The following is a 16,834-nucleotide window of genomic DNA, read 5'->3' on the forward strand; positions in this document are numbered from 1 at the left end:
GCCGAGTGGCGCGAGGTGCCGACGTTACACCTGGGGCCGACAGCCCACCCGGCGGAGCAGCGTGACGAGGCATCCCGGTGAACGGCTCAGAGGAGTACGTGGAGGTGTTGCGTGACGAGCCGTGAGGCGGGCAGGGTGGGGCTGGTGAGCAGCGATGAGACGCGCGACGGTGTGCCGCTGACCAACCTGGACCAGCCGCTGTTCGACGGGTCCGGCACCACGAAACGGGACCTGGTCGACTACCTCGACGCCGTGAGCGACCGGATACTGCCCGCCCTGCGCGAGCGCCCCCTGTCGGTCGTGCGGGTCCGCCCCGGCCAACCGGCCTTCATGCAGAAGAACGTCCCCAAGTACGCCCCGTCCTGGGTGCGCACGGTCTCCGTCTGGGCCGAGGCATCGCACCGGCAGGTGTCGTACGCCCTGTGCGACGACCGGCGCACGCTGCTGTGGTTCGCCAACCAGCGGGCGGTCGAGTACCACCCGGCGCTGGCGCGTGCCGGCGTCCCCACCCATCTGGTGCTCGACCTCGACCCGCCGGAGGGCGGCGCGTTCGACCTCGCCGTGCGCGCGGCCCTGCTCGTCCGGCAGGCGCTCGCCGACGCCGGCCTGGCCGGGGCGGTCAAGACCAGCGGCGCCAAGGGCACGCACGTGTTCGTGCCCGTGGAGGAGGGCGTCTCGGCGGAGGACCTGGCGGCGGCCACCCGCGCTCTGGGCGCCCGGGCCGCGCGCCTCGACCCGGAGCTGGCCACGACGGCGTTCATCCGGGAGGACCGCGAGGGCAAGGTGTTCATCGACTCGACCCGGGCGGGCGGCGCGACGGTGGTGGCGGCCTACAGCCCGCGCGTCCGGCCGGGCGTGCCGGTGTCGTTCCCGGTGCCCTGGGCGGACCTCGAAGAGGTGAGTCCGCGCGACTTCACCGTCCGGTCCGTGCCGGGGCTGCTGGACGGCCGCGACCCGTGGGCGGAGCTGATGCCGCCGCCGCAGCGGCTGCCCGCCGGCCTGGTCGAGGAGGGGCACACGATCCCGGTGGCACGGGTGCAGGCCATGCACGAGGGCAAGCGCCGCGCCCGTGCCCGCCGGGGGGAGTGACCTCGTCCCTACTGGACCTGCTCGAACGGGGTCGGGGCCTGGCCGGTCCAGCGGTGGAGCTGGGCGACGCCGGTCTGCTTGGTCACGCCGTCCTCCACGATCTTGCCGTCCTTGGCCAGGTAGAAGCGGCCGTCGTCGAGTGAGGCCAGGCCGTACTGGCCACCCGACTCCCATCCCCACACGTCGGTCGCGTCGTGGTGCAGGCCCTGACGCAGCAGCGGCAGGAGCGCGCCCCGCTCCGGCTGCGGCTGCCCCTCGATCGGGCCCTCCACCGGGCGGGCGGAGCCGTCGACCACGAACAGCGAATAGTTCGGGAACTGCGGCTTGACCCCCTTGTAGACGGCCATCAGCCAGTTGCCCGACCGGCGGTCGTACTCCAGGTTCTGCACGCCGTAGGTGGTGTTGCCGGTGCGGACGAAGTACTTGCCGTCCGCCCGCTCCGGGCCGGCCGTGTGCGGCTGGGCCTGGGTGAGCGGGCGCTCGTACCGGCGCCAGTCGCGGATGTCGTACTGGAGGATGACCTGGTGGTCGTTGTCCTGGCGCGTGGTGTTGGAGTAGATGCCGTAGGCGACGGTCAGCTTCTGCCGGCCGCCGCGCTTGCCGAACTCCGGCCCGAAGGCGACGCCGTCGATGCCGCTGCACCCGTAGCGGTGGTCGGGGGTGTTGCCCGTGTTGCCGTCGAAGACGCCGTCGCCGTTCATGTCGGCGCTGTAGTCGTCCACCACGTCCTTGAGGTAGACGGCGGTCACCACGTCGGAGCCCTCGGCGTTCATGCCGAGGCTGGTGATCCGGTCCACGTCGAAGATGGCGATGTAGAACGCCTTGGCGTCCTTGTACTCCAGCGAGCCGTAGACGCGGCCGTCCTTGTCGTTGAAGTCGAGGTCGCCCAGGTGGCCGGTGAACCCGGTGACCGAGCCCACCGGCTTGCCCTTCATGTCGGTCTTGACCAGGAGGTTGGTGAAGGAGAAGTACATGTACCCCTTCTTCTGGTCGATGGCGATGCCCTGCACGTGACCCGACTGCCAGGCTCCGCCGTTCACCTCCGCCGGCAGCTCGATCGGTCGTGCCTCCGCCCGCGCCGCGACGGCCGGGGCGGAGGCGAGGGTGCCGGTGAGGGCTGCCGTGAGCAGTACGTGTGCGACCCGCATGTTCTTCCGTGTGCCTTCCGAGGGGGAAAAGTACTCGAAAGATCCTTACAGACCATGTCCGGCCCGTCCATGGCCGGAAGTCAAACTCCGGGCGACGCACGCCGGAACGGTTCGGCACGGCGTCACCCGCCCGCGCCTCCGCCCGACCCTCCGCGCTCCCGTCAGGGGATGACGCTCTTGCTGAGCCGGCAGGCGCGGGGCCGCTCGGGGCGCTCGCCGGTCCATCCCGCCTCGGGCGCCCATGCCTGGTAGTACATCATCGTTCCCTTCGCGACCCCCTCGGTGCTCTCGCCCGCGGCGGTGGTGTGGGAGAGGACGGTGCCGGTCCGCGGGTCCAGGATGGTGGCGTGCACTTCCGGCACTTCGTCGTCCGCGCCGAACGTCATGGTGAAACCCTCGCTCTTCCCGAACGTGACCGCGAGACCCTCGCGGCCCAGGGGGTCGACGGCCGGGCCGAGCACCTTGGTCGTCGGCAGGCCCGCGAGAAGACGCAGGGCGGCCGCCCGGACCGAGGGCCTGACCGGCATCTCCAGGAGAGCCCCGGCACGGGAGAGGAACTCGTCGAAGCTCTCCCGGCCCATCCTCTCCTCGCGCCCTTCCCAGCGGGTCCGCAGGGCCTCCCGAAGCCGGGCCGCGTCATCCGGCAGCGCCGCGAGGTCGGCGAGGGTGAGCTCGCCCAGCCGCCGGTCGCCGAACACGCCGCCCGGCTCGGCCGCGCGCGTGTAGAGGCAGTCGGAAAGCTTGGATCGCAGCCGCACCTTCGCGCACTCGTCGTCCCCCGGCGCGCACACGCGCCGGAGCGTCGCCGGAGAGCCGGCCGCCTGCCAGGCCCGCTCGTCGGCCGGTGTGGCGGGGCGGGTGATCGTCTTCCCCCGCACCACCTGGACGGGATCGCCGGGGTCGCGCGGCTGCCAGAGCTCGATCCGGCTGGAGTACAGCACGTTGAACGTCTGGTCGCCCGCGCGAACCCGGATGAGCCCGTTGTCGAGCAGCGGCCTGCGCCAGTAGGCGCCGCTGTCGTCGGGCAGCCGGGCGACCCGGTCCGCCAGCCGGATCAGGGCGTCGGCGCCGGCGTCGGGCGCGAGCACCGGTGGCGCGGGCGCGGTGGTCAGGTTCCCGACCAGCGCGACGACGGCCATGACGACGGCGACCGTGGCCGCGGCCGTCCCCAGGGTCCAGCCCCAGGTCCTGCCACGCCACCCTGCCCGCCCCGCCCGGTGCGGCCGTACCGGCTCCTGCCGGGCCGCGGCCAGCCGGGCGCGCGCCTTCTCGACCACCTCCGCCCGGGGCGGCGGCGCGTCCGGCAGTGACCTCGCCAGGAGATTCAGCTCATCCATGGGTCTCCTCCAGGGGGTTGACGTCGCCGAGTGCTTTCCGGAGCTTCTTGCGGGCCCGGCTGAGGCGGGACGCGACCGTCCCCGCCGGTATCCCGAGGGCTGCGGCGACCTCGGCGTGGCTGAGGTCGCCCAGCACGCTGAGCAGCACGACGTCACGGTCTCCGCGGCTGAGCCCGGCCAGCGCCCCCGCCAGCCTGCCGGTCAGCCCGCCCGCCGCCACGCGGGCCAGCGTGGCGTCCTCGTGGTCGTGCTCGGGGCGCTCGGCCGTGCGGCTGAGCGCCTTCCACCTGCGGACCTCGCTGCGGCGGTGCCGCGCGACGAGGTTGGTGGCGATGCCGTACAGCCAGGGCCGCATCCCTCCGCGTGAGGCGTCGTAGCCGCCCCGGTAGGCCGCCAGGAACACCTCCGCCGCCAGGTCGTCGGCGGCGTCGTCCGACAGCCGCCTGGCGATGTAACGGTGGATCTCGGAGAAGTGCGCGTTGAAGACCTCCTCGAAACCGGCCCGGAGATCGGGCGGGTCGGCCAGGTCAGGTGGAACGGCCATGCGGGCGTCTCCGCTGGGTCGGTGGACGATGATCGCCCCTTCTTTCCCGGAGGGCCCCGATGCTTTCACGCCCCGCCTTCACCGGCCTCCACCCGGCTTCCCACCCGGGCTTCCCACCCGGCTTCCGCTGTGGGCGATTCCGCTGTGGGCGTGCGGAGCTGCCCGGGCGGGGCGCAGTGCGCCAGGGTGGGGGCATGAAGCTGCTGGTGCTGGGCGGGTCCGACTTCGTCGGCCGGGCCTTCGCCGAGGAGGCGCTCTCCCTCGGCCACGACGTGACGGTCTTCAACCGGGGCACCCGGGCGGCCCCCGCGGGGGCGAGGGCTCTGCGCGGCGACCGGTCGGCCCCCGGCGGGCTGGCCGCGATCCAGCGCGGCGAGTGGGACGTCGTGGTCGACACCTGGTCCTCCGCGCCGTCGGCCGTCCGCGACGCCGCCAACCTGCTGGCGGGGCGGGCCGAGCACTACGTGTACGTCTCCAGCCGCTCGGTCCACCCCTACCCGACGGCGGCGGGTGCCGACGAGAGCGCGCCGGTGGTGGAGGCGTCACCCGACGACGGCGGCGACGTCGACTACGCCCGCGCCAAGGCCGGTGGCGAGCTGGCGGCCGTGGCCGCGTTCGGCGACCGGGCGCTGCTGGCCCGCGCCGGGCTCATCCTCGGCCCGTACGAGAACATCGGGCGGCTGCCGTGGTGGCTGAGCCGCATCGCCCGGGGCGGCACGGTGCCCGCCCCCGGCTCCCCCGGCCTCGGCCTGCAGTACATCGACGCCCGCGACCTGGCCCTGTGGTGCCTCGACGCCGCCGGGCGCGGACTCGGCGGGGCCTACAACACGGTGAGCGTCCCGGAGTTCACGACGATGGGCGGGCTGCTGGAGACCTGCGTCCGGGTCACCGGCTCCGACGCGGAGCTGCGCTGGATCGACGCCGGCGCGGTCCTCGCGGCGGGCGTCCGGCAGTGGACCGACCTGCCGATCTGGGCCGTGGACGAGGGGCACGAGACCATGCACCAGGGCGACGTGTCCAAGGCGGTGGCGGCGGGCCTGCGGTGCCGGCCGGTCGAGGAGACGGTGGCCGACACCTGGAGCTGGCTGACCGGCATCGGCGGCCAGGCCCCACCCCGCCCCGGCCGCCCCCCGGTGGGCCTCACCCCGGAGGCGGAGGCCAAGCTCCTCAGCCTCTGACCGGCTTTCGCGGGCCCCGGACGCCTGCACGGAACAGGGCGCCGAGGGGACTCGCGGGGTCCCGGTGAGTGCCTCGCACCTCCGCGACGGTTACCGTGGGTGATCGTATGAGTCGATTCCTGTTCTCACCGCGGCGGCCGGGCGCGCTCCGGTGGGTCTCCCACGGCGCGTTCGGCGCGCTGCTGGTGTCCGCCCTGGCCGCGACCGCCCGCGACGGCGGCACGGCCGTGGCCGCGGGCGGCGCGCTGCTCGGCGGCCTGTACGTCGCCTGGGTGCTCCTGGAGGGCGAGCTGGTCCCGGCCCGGCCGGTGCTCGCGCTGCTGTGCCTGCTCCCGGTCGTGCTGACCTGGGCCGCGCTCGCCGCCGCCGCGCCGCCGTTCGTCTGGCTGGTCCTCCCGCTCGCCCTCACCTGCGCGCGGGCGCTGCCGCTGTGGGCGGGCGCGTTCGCCGCGAGCGTGCTGGCCTGCGGGTCGGTCGTACTGATGATCACCCACACCGGCCTGTGACTCAGGGCGTGACCACCGGGAAGTCCGGCATGGCGTCGTCCAGGAGGGCCACCAGGCGTTGCAGCGCCCCGATGTTGCCCTCCCGCTCGACACCCTCCGCGCCCCGGCCGCAGAGCAGCCCGACGAGCTGCTGCCTGCTCAGCCGCAGCGTCAGGTCCACCGGCCCGTCCGGCGGGTCCTGCTGCCGGACGAGCGCGCCGTTCGACAGCGTCGTGCGGTGGCGCTCCCCCAGGTCCGTCAGGTGCCAGTCGATCGCCAGGCTCTCGTTCCAGGCGCGCGGCCCGTGCAGGCGGATGGCGATCGAGTCGAAGATCCGGTCCACGGGAAGCGCCGCGACCAGGTCGGGGCACTGCGCGGCGGGCACCGCGGGCACGATCCCGTCGGCCAGCTCCAGCGCCCCCGTCAGGTAGAGGTTGCGCCACGTGGCGTTCTCCGCGCCGTGCCCGAGCCTGGTGTAGACCTCGGCGAGCAGGTCGCGGGCCTCCTTGTTGCCCTCGTCGGCGAAGACCGCGTGGTTGAGGAGCTGGGCGGCGAAGCGCAGGTCGCCCTGGGCGATGTAGCCGCGCGCGAACTCGACCACGGCGCCGCCTCCGCCCAGGCACCTGACGTACCGGATGGCGCTCTCGCGCGGCGGGTGCTCCCACAGGTGCGCGGGGTTGCCGTCGAACCAGCCGAGGTAGCGCTGGTAGACGGCCCGGACGTGCTGGCTGAGCGCGCCGTGGTAGCCGCGCGTGTGCCAGGCGTCCTCCAGCGCCGGCGGCAGCGGCAGCGTCTCGGCGATCTCCGACGCGGTGAGCCCCTTGTTCATCAGGCGCAACGTCTGGTCGTGCAGGTACGTGTGCAGGTCCCGCTGCCCGGTCAGGAACCGGGTGACGCCGTCCGCACCCCAGACCGGCCAATGGTGTGAGGCGAGCGCGACGTCGGCGCGGCCGGCGAACCGCGCGATCGTCTCGGTCAGGCAGCGGGCCCACACGCGGGGGTCGCGGACCGCCGCGCCGTGCAGGGGCAGCAGGTCGTGCTGGTCACGGGTGGCGTTCTCGGCCAGGAAGAGGGCCCGGTGGCCGGGGAGGAGGAACGCCATCTGCGGCGGGTCCCCCGCTCCGGCCATGAGCTGGAACTCCATCCGCACCCCGTCCACGACCTCCTCCTGACCGGTGCGGGTGACGGTCACCGTGGGCGGCATGAACGACATCGCGCCCGTGGAGGCGGCCAGGCCGAGTCCCGCGCCGACCTGGCCGAGCGGGGAGCGTTCGAGCGCCTGGCCGTACGTGTAGACCGAGCGGCGCGTCACGGCGGAGCGGGCGTAGACGTGCTCGGACACCGCGTGCTCCATGAGCCCGTCCGGCGCGAGGATCGGCACGCCGCCGCTCGTGACGCCCCGCACGCCGCCGAAGTGGTCCACGTGGGAGTGCGTGTAGACGACACCGGTGACGGGCCGGTGGCCCCGGTGCGCGCGGTACAGGCCGAGGGCCGCCGCCGCGCACTCGACCGAGACGAGCGGGTCGACGACGACGACACCGGTGTCGCCTTCGACCAGCGTCATGTTCGACAGGTCGAGCCCTCGCACCTGGTAGACGCCCTCGGCCACCTCGTACAGACCCTGACGGGCGCAGAGGCCGCCCTGCCGCCACAGGCCGGAATGCGCGCTCTCGGGGCACTCCTCCTGGAGGAAGGCGTAGGAGTCTCCGTCCCAGACGACTCTGCCGTCGATGTTCCTGATCACCCCGGGGTCGAGTCTGGCGACGAAGCCACGGCCGGCGTCGTCGGAGTCGTCACGATCATGGAATGGAAGGTCCGGCATGCTCCCCTGCATGCCCGCCTTCCGGTACGGACAGGGTCAATAGAGTCTGGCAATACGGACAAACCCCTACCGCTGCGGGAGGCCGCGGCGGTGTGTGATTGGCTGGACGCTGACTGATCGTCATGGGGGTTTCGCGGTGGAAGCGTGTGTGTTCGACCTGGACGGGGTGCTCGTCGACTCCGAACCCGTCTGGGAGGAGGTACGGCGCGCCTACGTCGCCGACAACGGCGGCACGTGGCAGCCCGACACGCAGTCCCGGCTCATGGGCATGAGCACCGGCGAGTGGGCCGCGTACCTGCACGAGCTGGGCGTCGGCCGGCCGCCGGAGGAGATCGCCCGCCAGGTGGTGGACGCGATGGCCGAGCGCTACCGCGAGTCCATCCCGCTGATGCCCGCCGCCCAGGAGGCCGTACGACGGCTGGCCGGTCGCTTCACCCTCGGACTGGCCAGCTCCTCGCCCCGGCGGCTGATCGACGTCGTCCTGGACGCCGCCGGGCTGGACGAGTGCTTCGCCGCCACGGTCTCCACCGAGGAGGTCGAGCGCGGCAAGCCCGCCCCCGACGGCTACCTGGAGGCCGCCGCACGGCTGGGCGTCGACCCCCGCGCCTGCTTCGCCGTGGAGGACTCCAGCAACGGGCTCCGGTCGGCGCACGCGGCCGGGATGCGGGTCGTCGCGGTCCCGCACCCCCGGTACCCGCCCGCGCCCGACGCCCTGGACCTGGCCTGGCTCGTCGTCCACGACCTGGGCAAGCTCACCCCGGAGACCCTCCAGCCATGACCCGCCGCCCCGCCCTGATCCGCCCCCGTACCGCCGACGACCTGCCCGCCTGCGTGCGCGCCCTGGAAGAGGTCCACGCCGCCGACCGCTACCCCGTGGACTGGCCCACGGACCCGGCCGGTTGGCTCACGCCCGACGACCTCGCCCGGGCGTGGGTGGCCGTCGACGACGACGGCCGGACCGTGCTCGGCCACATCGGGCTGGCCCGGCCGGACCAGCACGTCACGCGGCTCGTCGGCGTGCCGGTCAGCGCCGTCGTGTCCCGCCTGTTCGTCGTCCCGCGCGCCCGCGGCCGGAGCGTCGCGGCCGACCTGCTCGCCGCCGCCCGCGCCGCGCACGCCGCCGACGCCCCGCCCCTGGCCCTGGAGGTCTCCAGCGAGGGCCGCGCCGCGATCGCGTTCTACGAGCGGACCGGCTGGCGGCGCGTGGCCAGCAGCCGGGCGGACTGGCTGAACGCGGCGGGCGAGCCCGCCCTGCTGCACCACTACGTGAACCCCTAGAGATATCCTCTGGGAATCGTGCGTGACATCACGGTTTTTTCCGGCTCCGCCCACCCCCAGCTCGCCGAGGAGATCTGCGCCCATCTCGGGACTCCGCTCCACCCGGTGGCGATCAACCGCTTCGCCAACGACGTGCTGGAGGTCCAGCTCCAGGCCAACTGCCGCGAGCGGGACGTGTTCCTCATCCAGCCGCTCGTGCCGCCCGTACAGGAGCACCTCGTGGAGCTGCTGCTGATGCTGGACGCGGCCCGGGGCGCGTCGGCGGCCCGCACGACCGTGGTGCTGCCTCACTATGCCTACGCCCGGAGCGACAAGAAGGACGCGCCGCGCATCTCGATCGGGGCCCGGCTCGTCGCCGACCTCATGGTGGCGGCCGGCGCCGACCGGGTGCTCGCGATGACCCTCCACTCGCCGCAGGTCCACGGCTTCTTCAGCGTGCCCGTCGACCACCTGCACGCGCTGCGGGAGCTGGCCAAGCACTTCCGCCGCTACGACCTGTCCAACACCGTCGTCGTCTCCCCCGACCTCGGCAACGCCAAGGAGGCCGCGGCCTTCGCCCGGCTGCTCGGGTCCGGGGTGGCGATGGGCGCCAAGCAGCGCTTCAGCGACGACCGCGTGGTGATCAGCTCGGTCATCGGCGACGTCGCCGGCAAGGACGTGATCATCCTGGACGACGAGATCGCCAAGGGCAGCACGGTCATCGAGCTGCTCGACCGGCTGCGGGAGCGCGGCGTCAACTCGGTGCGGATCGCCTGCACGCACGGCCTGTTCGCGGGCGACGCGATCGAACGGCTCGGCTCGCTGCCCGAGGTGGCCGAGATCGTCTGCACCAACACCGTCCCGCCGCCCAAGCCGAGTGACAAGCTCACGGTCCTGTCGATCGCGCCTGCCCTGGCCGAGGCCATGCGCCGCATCCACGACGGCGAGTCGGTGAGCGCCCTGTTCAGCACGTCCTGATCGTCGGCCGGGCCGTATCAGCGCCGTCACAGCGCCGTCGGCCGCGCCGTGTCAACGCCGTCACAGCGCCGTGTCGGCACTGTGGAAGCACCGTGTCCGCGGGTGGCGCGATCGTTCACGTCATGGAAACCACCACCGCACGGACCCGGATTCGTCCCCGCGCCGGCTGACCGGGGCCGGCGGCCGTGGACGGGGGGCGTCGTCGCGGCCGTCAGGGGTTCTCGCGTCACCGGTGGTCACAGGACGCGGGTGAGCCTGGTCAGGGCCTCCGTGATCTGCTCAGGGGTGAGGCCGAGGTCCGAGCGCTGGTAGGAGTACACCTCAGGGGCGAGCGGCGCGAGCAGCGGGTCGACGAGCGCGTCGGGTCGCGGGGTCCCGGCCGCCACGAGCAGCGAGCGGACGTGCGCCCGCCAGAAGCCGTACGCGCCGGTCTCGAACCGCGTGCGCCCGACCTCGCTACCCAGCACCAGGTGGACGTGGTCCTCCAGCAGCCGCACCATCGCGGCGTAGAACGCGGCGAGCCGTTCGGCCGGCGGCGCCCCCGGGCCGAGCGGCGGATCGCCGCGCAGCAGGCGCTCCTGCAGCTCCCGCTCGTGCTCGTCGAGCAGCGCGACGGCGATCGACGCGCGGTCCGGGTAGCGGCGGTAGAGCGTGCCCCGGCCCACTCCGGCGGCCTTGGCGATGTCGTCCATCGTCACCTCGTGCGGCGGCCTGGCGGCGAACAGCGCGGCGGCGGCTTCGAGGATCCGGGCGCGGTTGCGCGCGGCGTCGGCTCTCTCCATGCCTGCCAGTTTAGGTGGACATTGCGTCCGGTTATGGTTAACTGGACATAGTGTCCGCTTAGAGATCGGAAAAACCATGCTGCTCCACCTGGACGCCAGCGCGCGCCGCGCCTCGTTCTCCCGCAGGCTGTCGAAGGCGTACGCCGAGACCTGGCGCGCCGCGCACCCCGACGCCGGGTACGTCTACCGCGACCTGGCCGCCGACCCCGTGCCGCACATCGGCGAGGCGTGGACCGAGCTGTGCGACCACATCCTCGAACACGAGATCACCGACATCTCCCGCTACGCGGAGGCGGTCCGGACCCCCGCCCGGCGCGAGGCGTGGGCGATCGTGAAGCCGCTGCTGGACGAGGTGGTGGCGGCCGACGTGGTGCTGATCGGCACGCCGATGTACAACTTCTCGATCCCGTCGTCGCTGAAGGCGTGGATCGACCAGATCACGTTCCCGAAGATGTCGCTCAAGGGCCGGTCGTTCGTGGTCACCGGCGCCCGCGGCGGCGCGTACGGCCCGGGCACCCCGCGCGAGCCGTACGACCACCAGGAGCGCTACCTGCGCGACTTCTTCAAGGGCCACTTCGCGGTCGAGGACGTCACGTTCTTCCACGCCGAGCTGGTCAACTCCCGGCTCGACCCGGCACTCGCGCACCTGCGCGGCAAGCACGAGGAGTCGCTGGCCGCGGCCCTGAAGGCGGTGTCGTCGTGAGCTGGCTCGTCCTCCTCCTCGCCGGGCTGGTGGAGGTGGCCTGGTCCCAGAGCATCAAGCCGACACAGAACTTCACCCGCCCGGTGCCCACCCTGATCTGCCTGGCTCTGATGGCCGCCGCCGTCTGGCTGCTCTCACAGGCCATGAACACACTGCCCGTCGGCACCGCGTACGCCGTGTTCACCGGCATCGGCGCGGTGGGGGCGATCACGCTGGGCATCGTGCTCGGCGACGACCCGATCTCGATGGGGCGGATGGCGGCGCTGAGCCTGATCGTCGCGGGGATAGTCTTGGCCCGAATCACGACATAGGCGGAAAGGGTGGGATCTTATGGGGGAGATCAGAGCGTCCTACTTGACGGCCGCGGAGTCGGCGGTGGCCCTGCTGGGCGACCCCGCCGTGGCCGCCGCCTGGGACAAGCCGAGCGCGCTCACCGAGTTCAGCGTCGCGGGCCTGGCCGGGCATCTCGCCCACCAGCTCGTCCGGGTCGACCGGCTGCTCGCCGCCGACCCTGCGCCCGGCGCGGAGCCGATCGGCCTGCTGGAGCACTACGCGAGGTCCCCATGGGTCGAGGCGGGCCTCGACCACGAGATCAACGTCGGCATCAGGCGCGCCGGCGAGGAGTCCGCCTCCGCCGGCCCCGCCGCGCTGGCCGCCGCCACAGCCGAGCTGCTGGAGCGCCAGCGCGTCACCCTGCCCGCCGAGCCGGGCGACCGGGTCCTGGACCTGCCGTCGGGCTGGTCGCTGCTGCTGGACGACTTCCTCCTGACGCGCGTGATCGAGCTGGTCGTCCACTCCGACGACCTGGCGGCGAGCGTGGGCATGGGGACGCCGGCGCTGCCCTCGTCGGTCGTGGAGCCGGTGGTGGACCTCCTGGCCCGCCTCGCCGTCCACCGGCACGGCGCGACGGCCGTCATCCGCACCCTCAGCCGCACGGAGCGCGCCCCGGCCACGATCAGCGCGTTCTAGGACCAGGGGCCGTCACTCGGCTTCGGCGGCCCGGCAGCGCATCGGGCGCGGGCCCCGCGGCCCGCGCCCGATCCGTCGGCACAGAGTCGAGGTGCCGAAGGACGACCGCTCAGTGACGGCGACGACTACTGCGACGGCGACTACTGCGACGGCGCCTGTCGCTGGATTGTCGGAGTTCCAGCAGCGAGACGTCCCGCTCCTTCGGACGGAACGCGAAGGGCACGAAGTGCTGGATGGACATGGAGTGCTGGATCGACATGACGTCTCCCCGCTCATCTCTCGGCTTCGAGTGACTTCAATGCCTCCAACCAGGGGCGCGGGTGGAGGCTTCCACGACAGCGCGTGGCTTTTGGGGCATTTCGCCCGAGATTGGCCGTGTGCCAACCTGCTCCGATCGTCCGTGGGCGTTGCCGGACCGGTCCGCGACCCAGGTGCCATGAACCACGGCTGCGCGCAGCGCTCGCGGGGTTCGAGCCTCAGCCTCGGCTTCGCGAAACAGGCGGCACCGCCGGGTCACGACTCGATCGGGTGGCTCGGGTGAGAGATCTGCCGGCCGCTTGACCTGGCCATGAGCCGGGACCTGACATGCCGCCACGTTGGTGATCGTGCGAGGTGGGCCGGGAAGCCGGTCTGACGGATGGCGCCCAAGGGAGAGTCCAGACGGTCCGGCGGTTGACCTCGACTGTGGTTGAGGTCCCAGAATCGCTGACGGCGGGCGCCACGGCCGGACCGGCCGGTCGGAACGCGCCCGCATGTCCTGGATCGAATCCCATCCCAACCATGGAGATGTCTCATGACCAAAGTCGTCGTCGTAGGCGCCACCGGCAAGCAGGGCGGCGCGGTCGCCGATCTGCTTCTGGAGCGCGGTCACGAGGTGGTGGCGTACGTGCGCTCGGAGGAGTCGCCGGCCGCGAGGGCGCTGTCGGCCCGGGGAGCGCGGCTCGCCACCGGCGACCTCGCCGATCCCGACGCGCTCGGGCGGGCCTGCGCGGGCGCCGACGCGGTTTTCGGCCTGTCGGTGCCCTTCGGCGAGGGCGGCAAGGACGAGGAGGTCGCGCAGGGACGCCTGCTCGTCGACACCGCCGAGCGCCTCGACGTCCACCTGGTGTACTCCTCCGTGCGGGGCGGCGACCGGCTGACGGTCACCAACGTCGACCACGCCGACAGCAAGCAGCTCGTCGAGGCGTACTTACGCGAGCGGCAGGTGCGCGCGACGGTGCTCGGCCCCGTGTACTTCATGGAGAACGCGCTCAACCTCGGCTTCAGCCGGCTCGGTGACGGCGTGCTCGCCAACCCGCTGACTCCTGGCAAGCCGCTCGACCAGGTGAGCGTCCTGGACATCGCCGGCATGGCCGTCCATGCCGTCGAGAACCCCGACGAGCTCGTCGGCGAGCGGATCGACATCGCCTCCGATCGCGTCACCGGGCAGGAGGCGGCCCGGATTCTGAGCGAGGTGCTCGGCCGGGAGATCCCCTACCAGCAGATGCCGCTGGACATGGTGCGGCAGTGGGCCGGCGAGGAGGTGGCCACGATGTTCGAGAGCTTCGAGAACAACACCGATTTCCTGGACATCGAGACCCTGCACGCCAGGTACCCCGCCGTGCGCTGGCACAGCTACGCCGACTGGGCCAAGACCGTGGACTGGGACAGGGTCCTCGCGGGCTAGACCCGATGCCGTGGAGCTGGAGGACTTGACCGGGGCGCGGCAGGTGCCGCTGGGCTCACTAAAGTCAGGCGGTGGCCAGGCGGAGGGCCTGGACCACCTCGTGGCCCTTGAGCGCGGTGGACGGGTCCAGGAGCCACTGTGACAGGAAGCCCGTCAGCATGGCCTGGTACAGCGAGCCCACCAGCCGGGCCCGCTCCGGGTCCGTCGCCGGGTCGATGCCCGCGAACAGCTCCGCCAGCCCGTCCCGCGCCGCGTGCAGCCCCTGGACGAGGTAGGCGCGCACCTCCGGCAGATGGTCCACCTGGCCGACCAGCTCGAACTGGGTGATCCAGAGCGGCCGGAGCCGGTCGAACGACTCGACGATCCGGTCCCACGCCACCTCGAAGCGGCGCAGCGGCGTGGCCCCGGGCTCCACGGAGCCGGCCAGCGTGGCGCCCAGCTCGTCGCCCCACTCCCGCATCGCCTCGAACAGCGCCTCGTTCATCAGCGCGTCCTTCGAGCGGAAGTGGTAGCCGATGCCCGCCAGGCTCACTCCGGAAGCGCTCGCGATGTCGCGGGCGGTGGTGCGGGAGTAGCCCTTCTCCATCAGGCACCGCTTCGCCCCGGCCAGCAGGTCCTCACGATTTCCCATGCCGCGAGAGTAGCACAACCGTCTCACACATACGTTCTGGACAAGCGTCTGACACAGATGTACCGTTCAGGGCATGACGAACATCCTGATCTCCGGGGCGAGCATCGCCGGCACCACGGCCGCCTACTGGCTGCGCCGCCACGGCTGCACGCCGACCGTGGTCGAGCGGGCGCCCGCGATCCGTAAGGGCGGCTACAAGGTGGACGTCCGCGGTGTCGCGCTCGACGTGGTCGAGCGCATGGGCCTGCTGGAGGCGGTCCGCGCGCGGAGCACGGAGATGCGCCACGTGACCCACTACGACGCCGGTGGCCGTCCCGTCGCGACCATGGACGCCGACCTGTTCGGCGGCCGGCACGGCGACGACGCGGAGATCATGCGCGGCGACCTCAACGAGCTGCTGTACGACCTGACGCGCGACGACGTCGAGTACATCTTCGACGACACGATCACGGGGATCGCCGAGGACGGGACCGTGACGTTCGAGCGCTCCGCACCGCGCCGGTTCGACCTGGTCATCGGGGCCGACGGGGTCCACTCCGTCACCCGGCGGCTGGTGTTCGGCGAGGAGGAGAGGTTCCGGCGCGACCTCGGCTGCCACATCTCGATCTCGACCGTCCCCAACCATCTCGGCCTCGACCGCGAGGAGGCCGTGCACGTGGCGCCCGGCAGGACCGCGAACGTCTACAGCACCCGGCAGGACCCGACCGCCAAGGCGCTGTTCATGTGGTCGTCAGCGCCCCTCGCCTACGACCACCGCGACACGGCCCGGCAGAAGGAGCTGCTGGCCGAGGCCATGGCCGGAGCCGGCTGGGAGGTGCCCGCGCTGCTGGAGGCCGTCCGGCGCTCCGACGACTTCTACTTCGACTCGGTCAGCCAGATCCACATGGACCGCTGGTCGAGCGGCCGGGTCGTGCTGGTGGGCGACGCCGGCTACTGCGCCTCGCCGGCCTCCGGGCAGGGCACGAGCCTCGCGCTGGTCGGCGCGTACGTGCTGGCGGGCGAGCTGGCCCGGGGCGCCGAGGGCGCGCTCGACCGGTACGAGACCGTGCTGCGGCCGTTCGTCGAGGCCAACCAGAAGCTCGGCCCGGCCAACCTCAAGGGGATGGTGATCGGGTCGCGCCTCGCCATCCGGATCCAGCTCATGATGATCAGGCTGCTCCCCCACCTGCCCGGCCGTGACCGGATGATCGAGCGGGTCGCCGGCGCCATCCACCGCGCCGCCAACGCCATCGCGCCGGCGGACTACACGACCGCGGAGTCCTGATCGTCCCCGGCGCCGGTGGTGGCCGCCGCGTAGTGGCAGGCCGCCTGGGCCACGGGCACCGCCGGCAGGACGGCCAGCGGCTCCGCCCGGCACCTGCCGTCCACCCCCGCCTCGGCCGCGCGGCCGGAGGCGAGCACCTGGCAGCGGGCGTGGAAGCGGCATCCGCCCGGGATGCGCGTCGGGTCCGGCGGCTCGCCGCTGAGCACGATCCGCTCGGGCGACTCGGGCAGCACCGACATCAGAGCCTGCGTGTACGGGTGCCGGGGCGCGGTCAGCACCTGCTCGACCGGGCCCGACTCGACGATCCGGCCCAGGTACATGACCGCCACCCGGTCAGCGATGTTCCAGGCGAGGCCGAGGTCGTGGGTGACGACCAGCGCCGACAGGCCCAGCTCGTCGCGCAGCCGGAGCAGCAGCGCGAGGATCTCGCCCCGCACCGAGGCGTCGAGCGAGGCCACCGGCTCGTCGGCGATCAGCACCCTGGGCTCCAGGGCGAGCGCTCCGGCGATCACGACGCGCTGGCGCTGGCCGCCTGACAGCTCGTGCGGGTAGCGCAGGAAGAACCTCTCGGGCGGCCGGAGCCCGGCCCGGGACAGCGCCGAGGCGACGATCTCCTGCTCGCCGGCCAGGCCGTGGATGCGCGGCCCCTCGGCGACGGCCTCGTAGACGGTCTGGCGCGGGTTGAGCGAGCCCATCGGGTCCTGCAGGACGAGCTGCACCTCCCGGCGGTACGCCCTGAGTGCCTTGGAGCCGTACTGCAGGGCCGTCCCGCCGTACAGGACGGAGCCGGAGGTGGGGCGTTCGAGGCCGAGCAGCGTGCGGGCGAGCGTGGTCTTGCCGCAGCCGGACTCACCGACGAGCGCCACGACCTCGCCCTCGCCGATCGCGAGGTCCACCCCGTCGACGGCGCGGGCGCGCCGCCCGCGCGAGGGGAACTCCACGTGCAGGTCGCGGGCCTCCAGCAGGGTGGGGCTGACCGTG

Annotated in this window: 18 protein-coding genes; 11 read left to right on the forward strand and 7 right to left on the reverse strand. The window is 72.8% G+C overall.

The genetic code is table 11. The features are described from left to right. Positions 1-111 precede the first annotated feature (111 nt). The gene (locus tag AB0H64_RS07540; RefSeq protein WP_357621180.1) at positions 112-1,089 is read left to right on the forward strand and encodes an ATP-dependent DNA ligase; all 978 of its coding nucleotides are present in this window, start codon (positions 112-114) and stop codon (positions 1,087-1,089) included. Between the two features lie 8 nt (positions 1,090-1,097). Here the strand turns inward: AB0H64_RS07540 and AB0H64_RS07545 are convergent, their stop codons facing one another. The 3 genes from AB0H64_RS07545 to AB0H64_RS07555 form a co-directional block, all read right to left on the reverse strand. Beyond that, positions 1,098-2,237: a hypothetical protein gene (locus tag AB0H64_RS07545; protein WP_357621182.1), complete on the reverse strand. Its 1,140-nt coding sequence runs from the start codon at positions 2,235-2,237 to the stop codon at positions 1,098-1,100. Positions 2,238-2,398: 161 nt separating this feature from the next. Continuing rightward, on the reverse strand, positions 2,399-3,574 hold the full coding sequence (locus tag AB0H64_RS07550) for a CU044_5270 family protein (RefSeq protein ID WP_357621184.1): 1,176 nt from the start codon (positions 3,572-3,574) through the stop codon (positions 2,399-2,401). Continuing rightward, positions 3,567-4,118 carry an RNA polymerase sigma factor gene (locus AB0H64_RS07555; protein WP_357621186.1) on the reverse strand — a complete coding sequence of 184 codons (552 nt, stop codon included), beginning with the start codon at positions 4,116-4,118 and terminating at the stop codon, positions 3,567-3,569. Before AB0H64_RS07555 ends, AB0H64_RS07550 begins: the two co-directional genes overlap by 8 nt. Positions 4,119-4,312: 194 nt before the next feature. On the opposite strand from AB0H64_RS07555, the gene AB0H64_RS07560 reads away from it, so the two are divergent. Together AB0H64_RS07560 and AB0H64_RS07565 are read left to right on the forward strand one after the other, a co-directional pair. Next, positions 4,313-5,296, forward strand: a complete 984-nt coding sequence (locus AB0H64_RS07560) for an NAD-dependent epimerase/dehydratase family protein (protein WP_357621188.1) — start codon at positions 4,313-4,315, stop codon at positions 5,294-5,296. Between the two features lie 107 nt (positions 5,297-5,403). Beyond that, a complete protein-coding gene (locus tag AB0H64_RS07565; protein ID WP_357621190.1) occupies positions 5,404-5,802 on the forward strand; it encodes a hypothetical protein in 399 nt (132 codons plus the stop codon). Position 5,803: 1 nt separating this feature from the next. Here the strand turns inward: AB0H64_RS07565 and AB0H64_RS07570 are convergent, their stop codons facing one another. Next, positions 5,804-7,603, reverse strand: coding sequence for an alkyl sulfatase dimerization domain-containing protein (locus tag AB0H64_RS07570; protein ID WP_357621192.1), 1,800 nt, complete (start codon positions 7,601-7,603; stop codon positions 5,804-5,806). Positions 7,604-7,739: 136 nt separating this feature from the next. Here AB0H64_RS07570 and AB0H64_RS07575 point away from each other — a divergent pair, with 136 nt between their 5' ends. Genes AB0H64_RS07575 through AB0H64_RS07585 form a run of 3 tightly spaced genes read left to right on the forward strand, consistent with a single transcriptional unit; the run spans position 7,740 to position 9,838 of the window. Beyond that, complete coding sequence (locus AB0H64_RS07575) at positions 7,740-8,381, forward strand: HAD family phosphatase (RefSeq protein WP_357621194.1); 642 nt, start codon at positions 7,740-7,742, stop codon at positions 8,379-8,381. Beyond that, the gene (locus AB0H64_RS07580; RefSeq protein WP_357621196.1) at positions 8,378-8,881 is read left to right on the forward strand and encodes a GNAT family N-acetyltransferase; all 504 of its coding nucleotides are present in this window, start codon (positions 8,378-8,380) and stop codon (positions 8,879-8,881) included. Before AB0H64_RS07575 ends, AB0H64_RS07580 begins: the two co-directional genes overlap by 4 nt. 18 nt (positions 8,882-8,899) lie before the next feature. Further along, the gene (locus AB0H64_RS07585) at positions 8,900-9,838 is read left to right on the forward strand and encodes a ribose-phosphate pyrophosphokinase (RefSeq protein ID WP_357621198.1); all 939 of its coding nucleotides are present in this window, start codon (positions 8,900-8,902) and stop codon (positions 9,836-9,838) included. A gap of 236 nt (positions 9,839-10,074) precedes the next feature. Here the strand turns inward: AB0H64_RS07585 and AB0H64_RS07590 are convergent, their stop codons facing one another. Further along, on the reverse strand, positions 10,075-10,620 hold the full coding sequence (locus tag AB0H64_RS07590; RefSeq protein ID WP_355434984.1) for a helix-turn-helix domain-containing protein: 546 nt from the start codon (positions 10,618-10,620) through the stop codon (positions 10,075-10,077). 76 nt (positions 10,621-10,696) lie between these two features. On the opposite strand from AB0H64_RS07590, the gene AB0H64_RS07595 reads away from it, so the two are divergent. The 4 genes from AB0H64_RS07595 to AB0H64_RS07610 all read left to right on the forward strand — a co-directional run bounded on the left by AB0H64_RS07595 (position 10,697) and on the right by AB0H64_RS07610 (position 13,958). After that, positions 10,697-11,323, forward strand: a complete 627-nt coding sequence (locus AB0H64_RS07595) for an NAD(P)H-dependent oxidoreductase (protein ID WP_357621200.1) — start codon at positions 10,697-10,699, stop codon at positions 11,321-11,323. Next, the gene (locus AB0H64_RS07600; protein WP_357621202.1) at positions 11,320-11,634 is read left to right on the forward strand and encodes a multidrug efflux SMR transporter; all 315 of its coding nucleotides are present in this window, start codon (positions 11,320-11,322) and stop codon (positions 11,632-11,634) included. The genes AB0H64_RS07595 and AB0H64_RS07600 overlap by 4 nt, the downstream gene beginning before the upstream one ends. A gap of 19 nt (positions 11,635-11,653) precedes the next feature. Next, positions 11,654-12,292, forward strand: coding sequence for a maleylpyruvate isomerase N-terminal domain-containing protein (locus AB0H64_RS07605; protein WP_357621204.1), 639 nt, complete (start codon positions 11,654-11,656; stop codon positions 12,290-12,292). A gap of 793 nt (positions 12,293-13,085) precedes the next feature. Next, on the forward strand, positions 13,086-13,958 hold the full coding sequence (locus tag AB0H64_RS07610; protein ID WP_357621206.1) for an NmrA/HSCARG family protein: 873 nt from the start codon (positions 13,086-13,088) through the stop codon (positions 13,956-13,958). A 64-nt stretch (positions 13,959-14,022) separates the two neighbouring features. Here the strand turns inward: AB0H64_RS07610 and AB0H64_RS07615 are convergent, their stop codons facing one another. Continuing rightward, positions 14,023-14,589 (reverse strand): TetR/AcrR family transcriptional regulator, encoded by a 567-nt coding sequence (locus tag AB0H64_RS07615; RefSeq protein ID WP_357621208.1) that lies wholly within the window; start codon positions 14,587-14,589, stop codon positions 14,023-14,025. A gap of 73 nt (positions 14,590-14,662) precedes the next feature. Between AB0H64_RS07615 and AB0H64_RS07620 the strand changes: the two genes are divergently transcribed. Beyond that, complete coding sequence (locus AB0H64_RS07620; RefSeq protein ID WP_357621210.1) at positions 14,663-15,853, forward strand: FAD-dependent monooxygenase; 1,191 nt, start codon at positions 14,663-14,665, stop codon at positions 15,851-15,853. Here the strand turns inward: AB0H64_RS07620 and AB0H64_RS07625 are convergent. Then, a complete protein-coding gene (locus AB0H64_RS07625) occupies positions 15,832-16,818 on the reverse strand; it encodes an ABC transporter ATP-binding protein (RefSeq protein WP_357622144.1) in 987 nt (328 codons plus the stop codon). The two genes, AB0H64_RS07620 and AB0H64_RS07625, sit on opposite strands and share 22 nt — an antisense overlap. Between the last annotated feature and the right edge of the window lie 16 nt (positions 16,819-16,834).

The organism is Nonomuraea sp. NPDC050733, from assembly GCF_040654215.1.
GTDB lineage: Bacteria > Actinomycetota > Actinomycetes > Streptosporangiales > Streptosporangiaceae > Nonomuraea.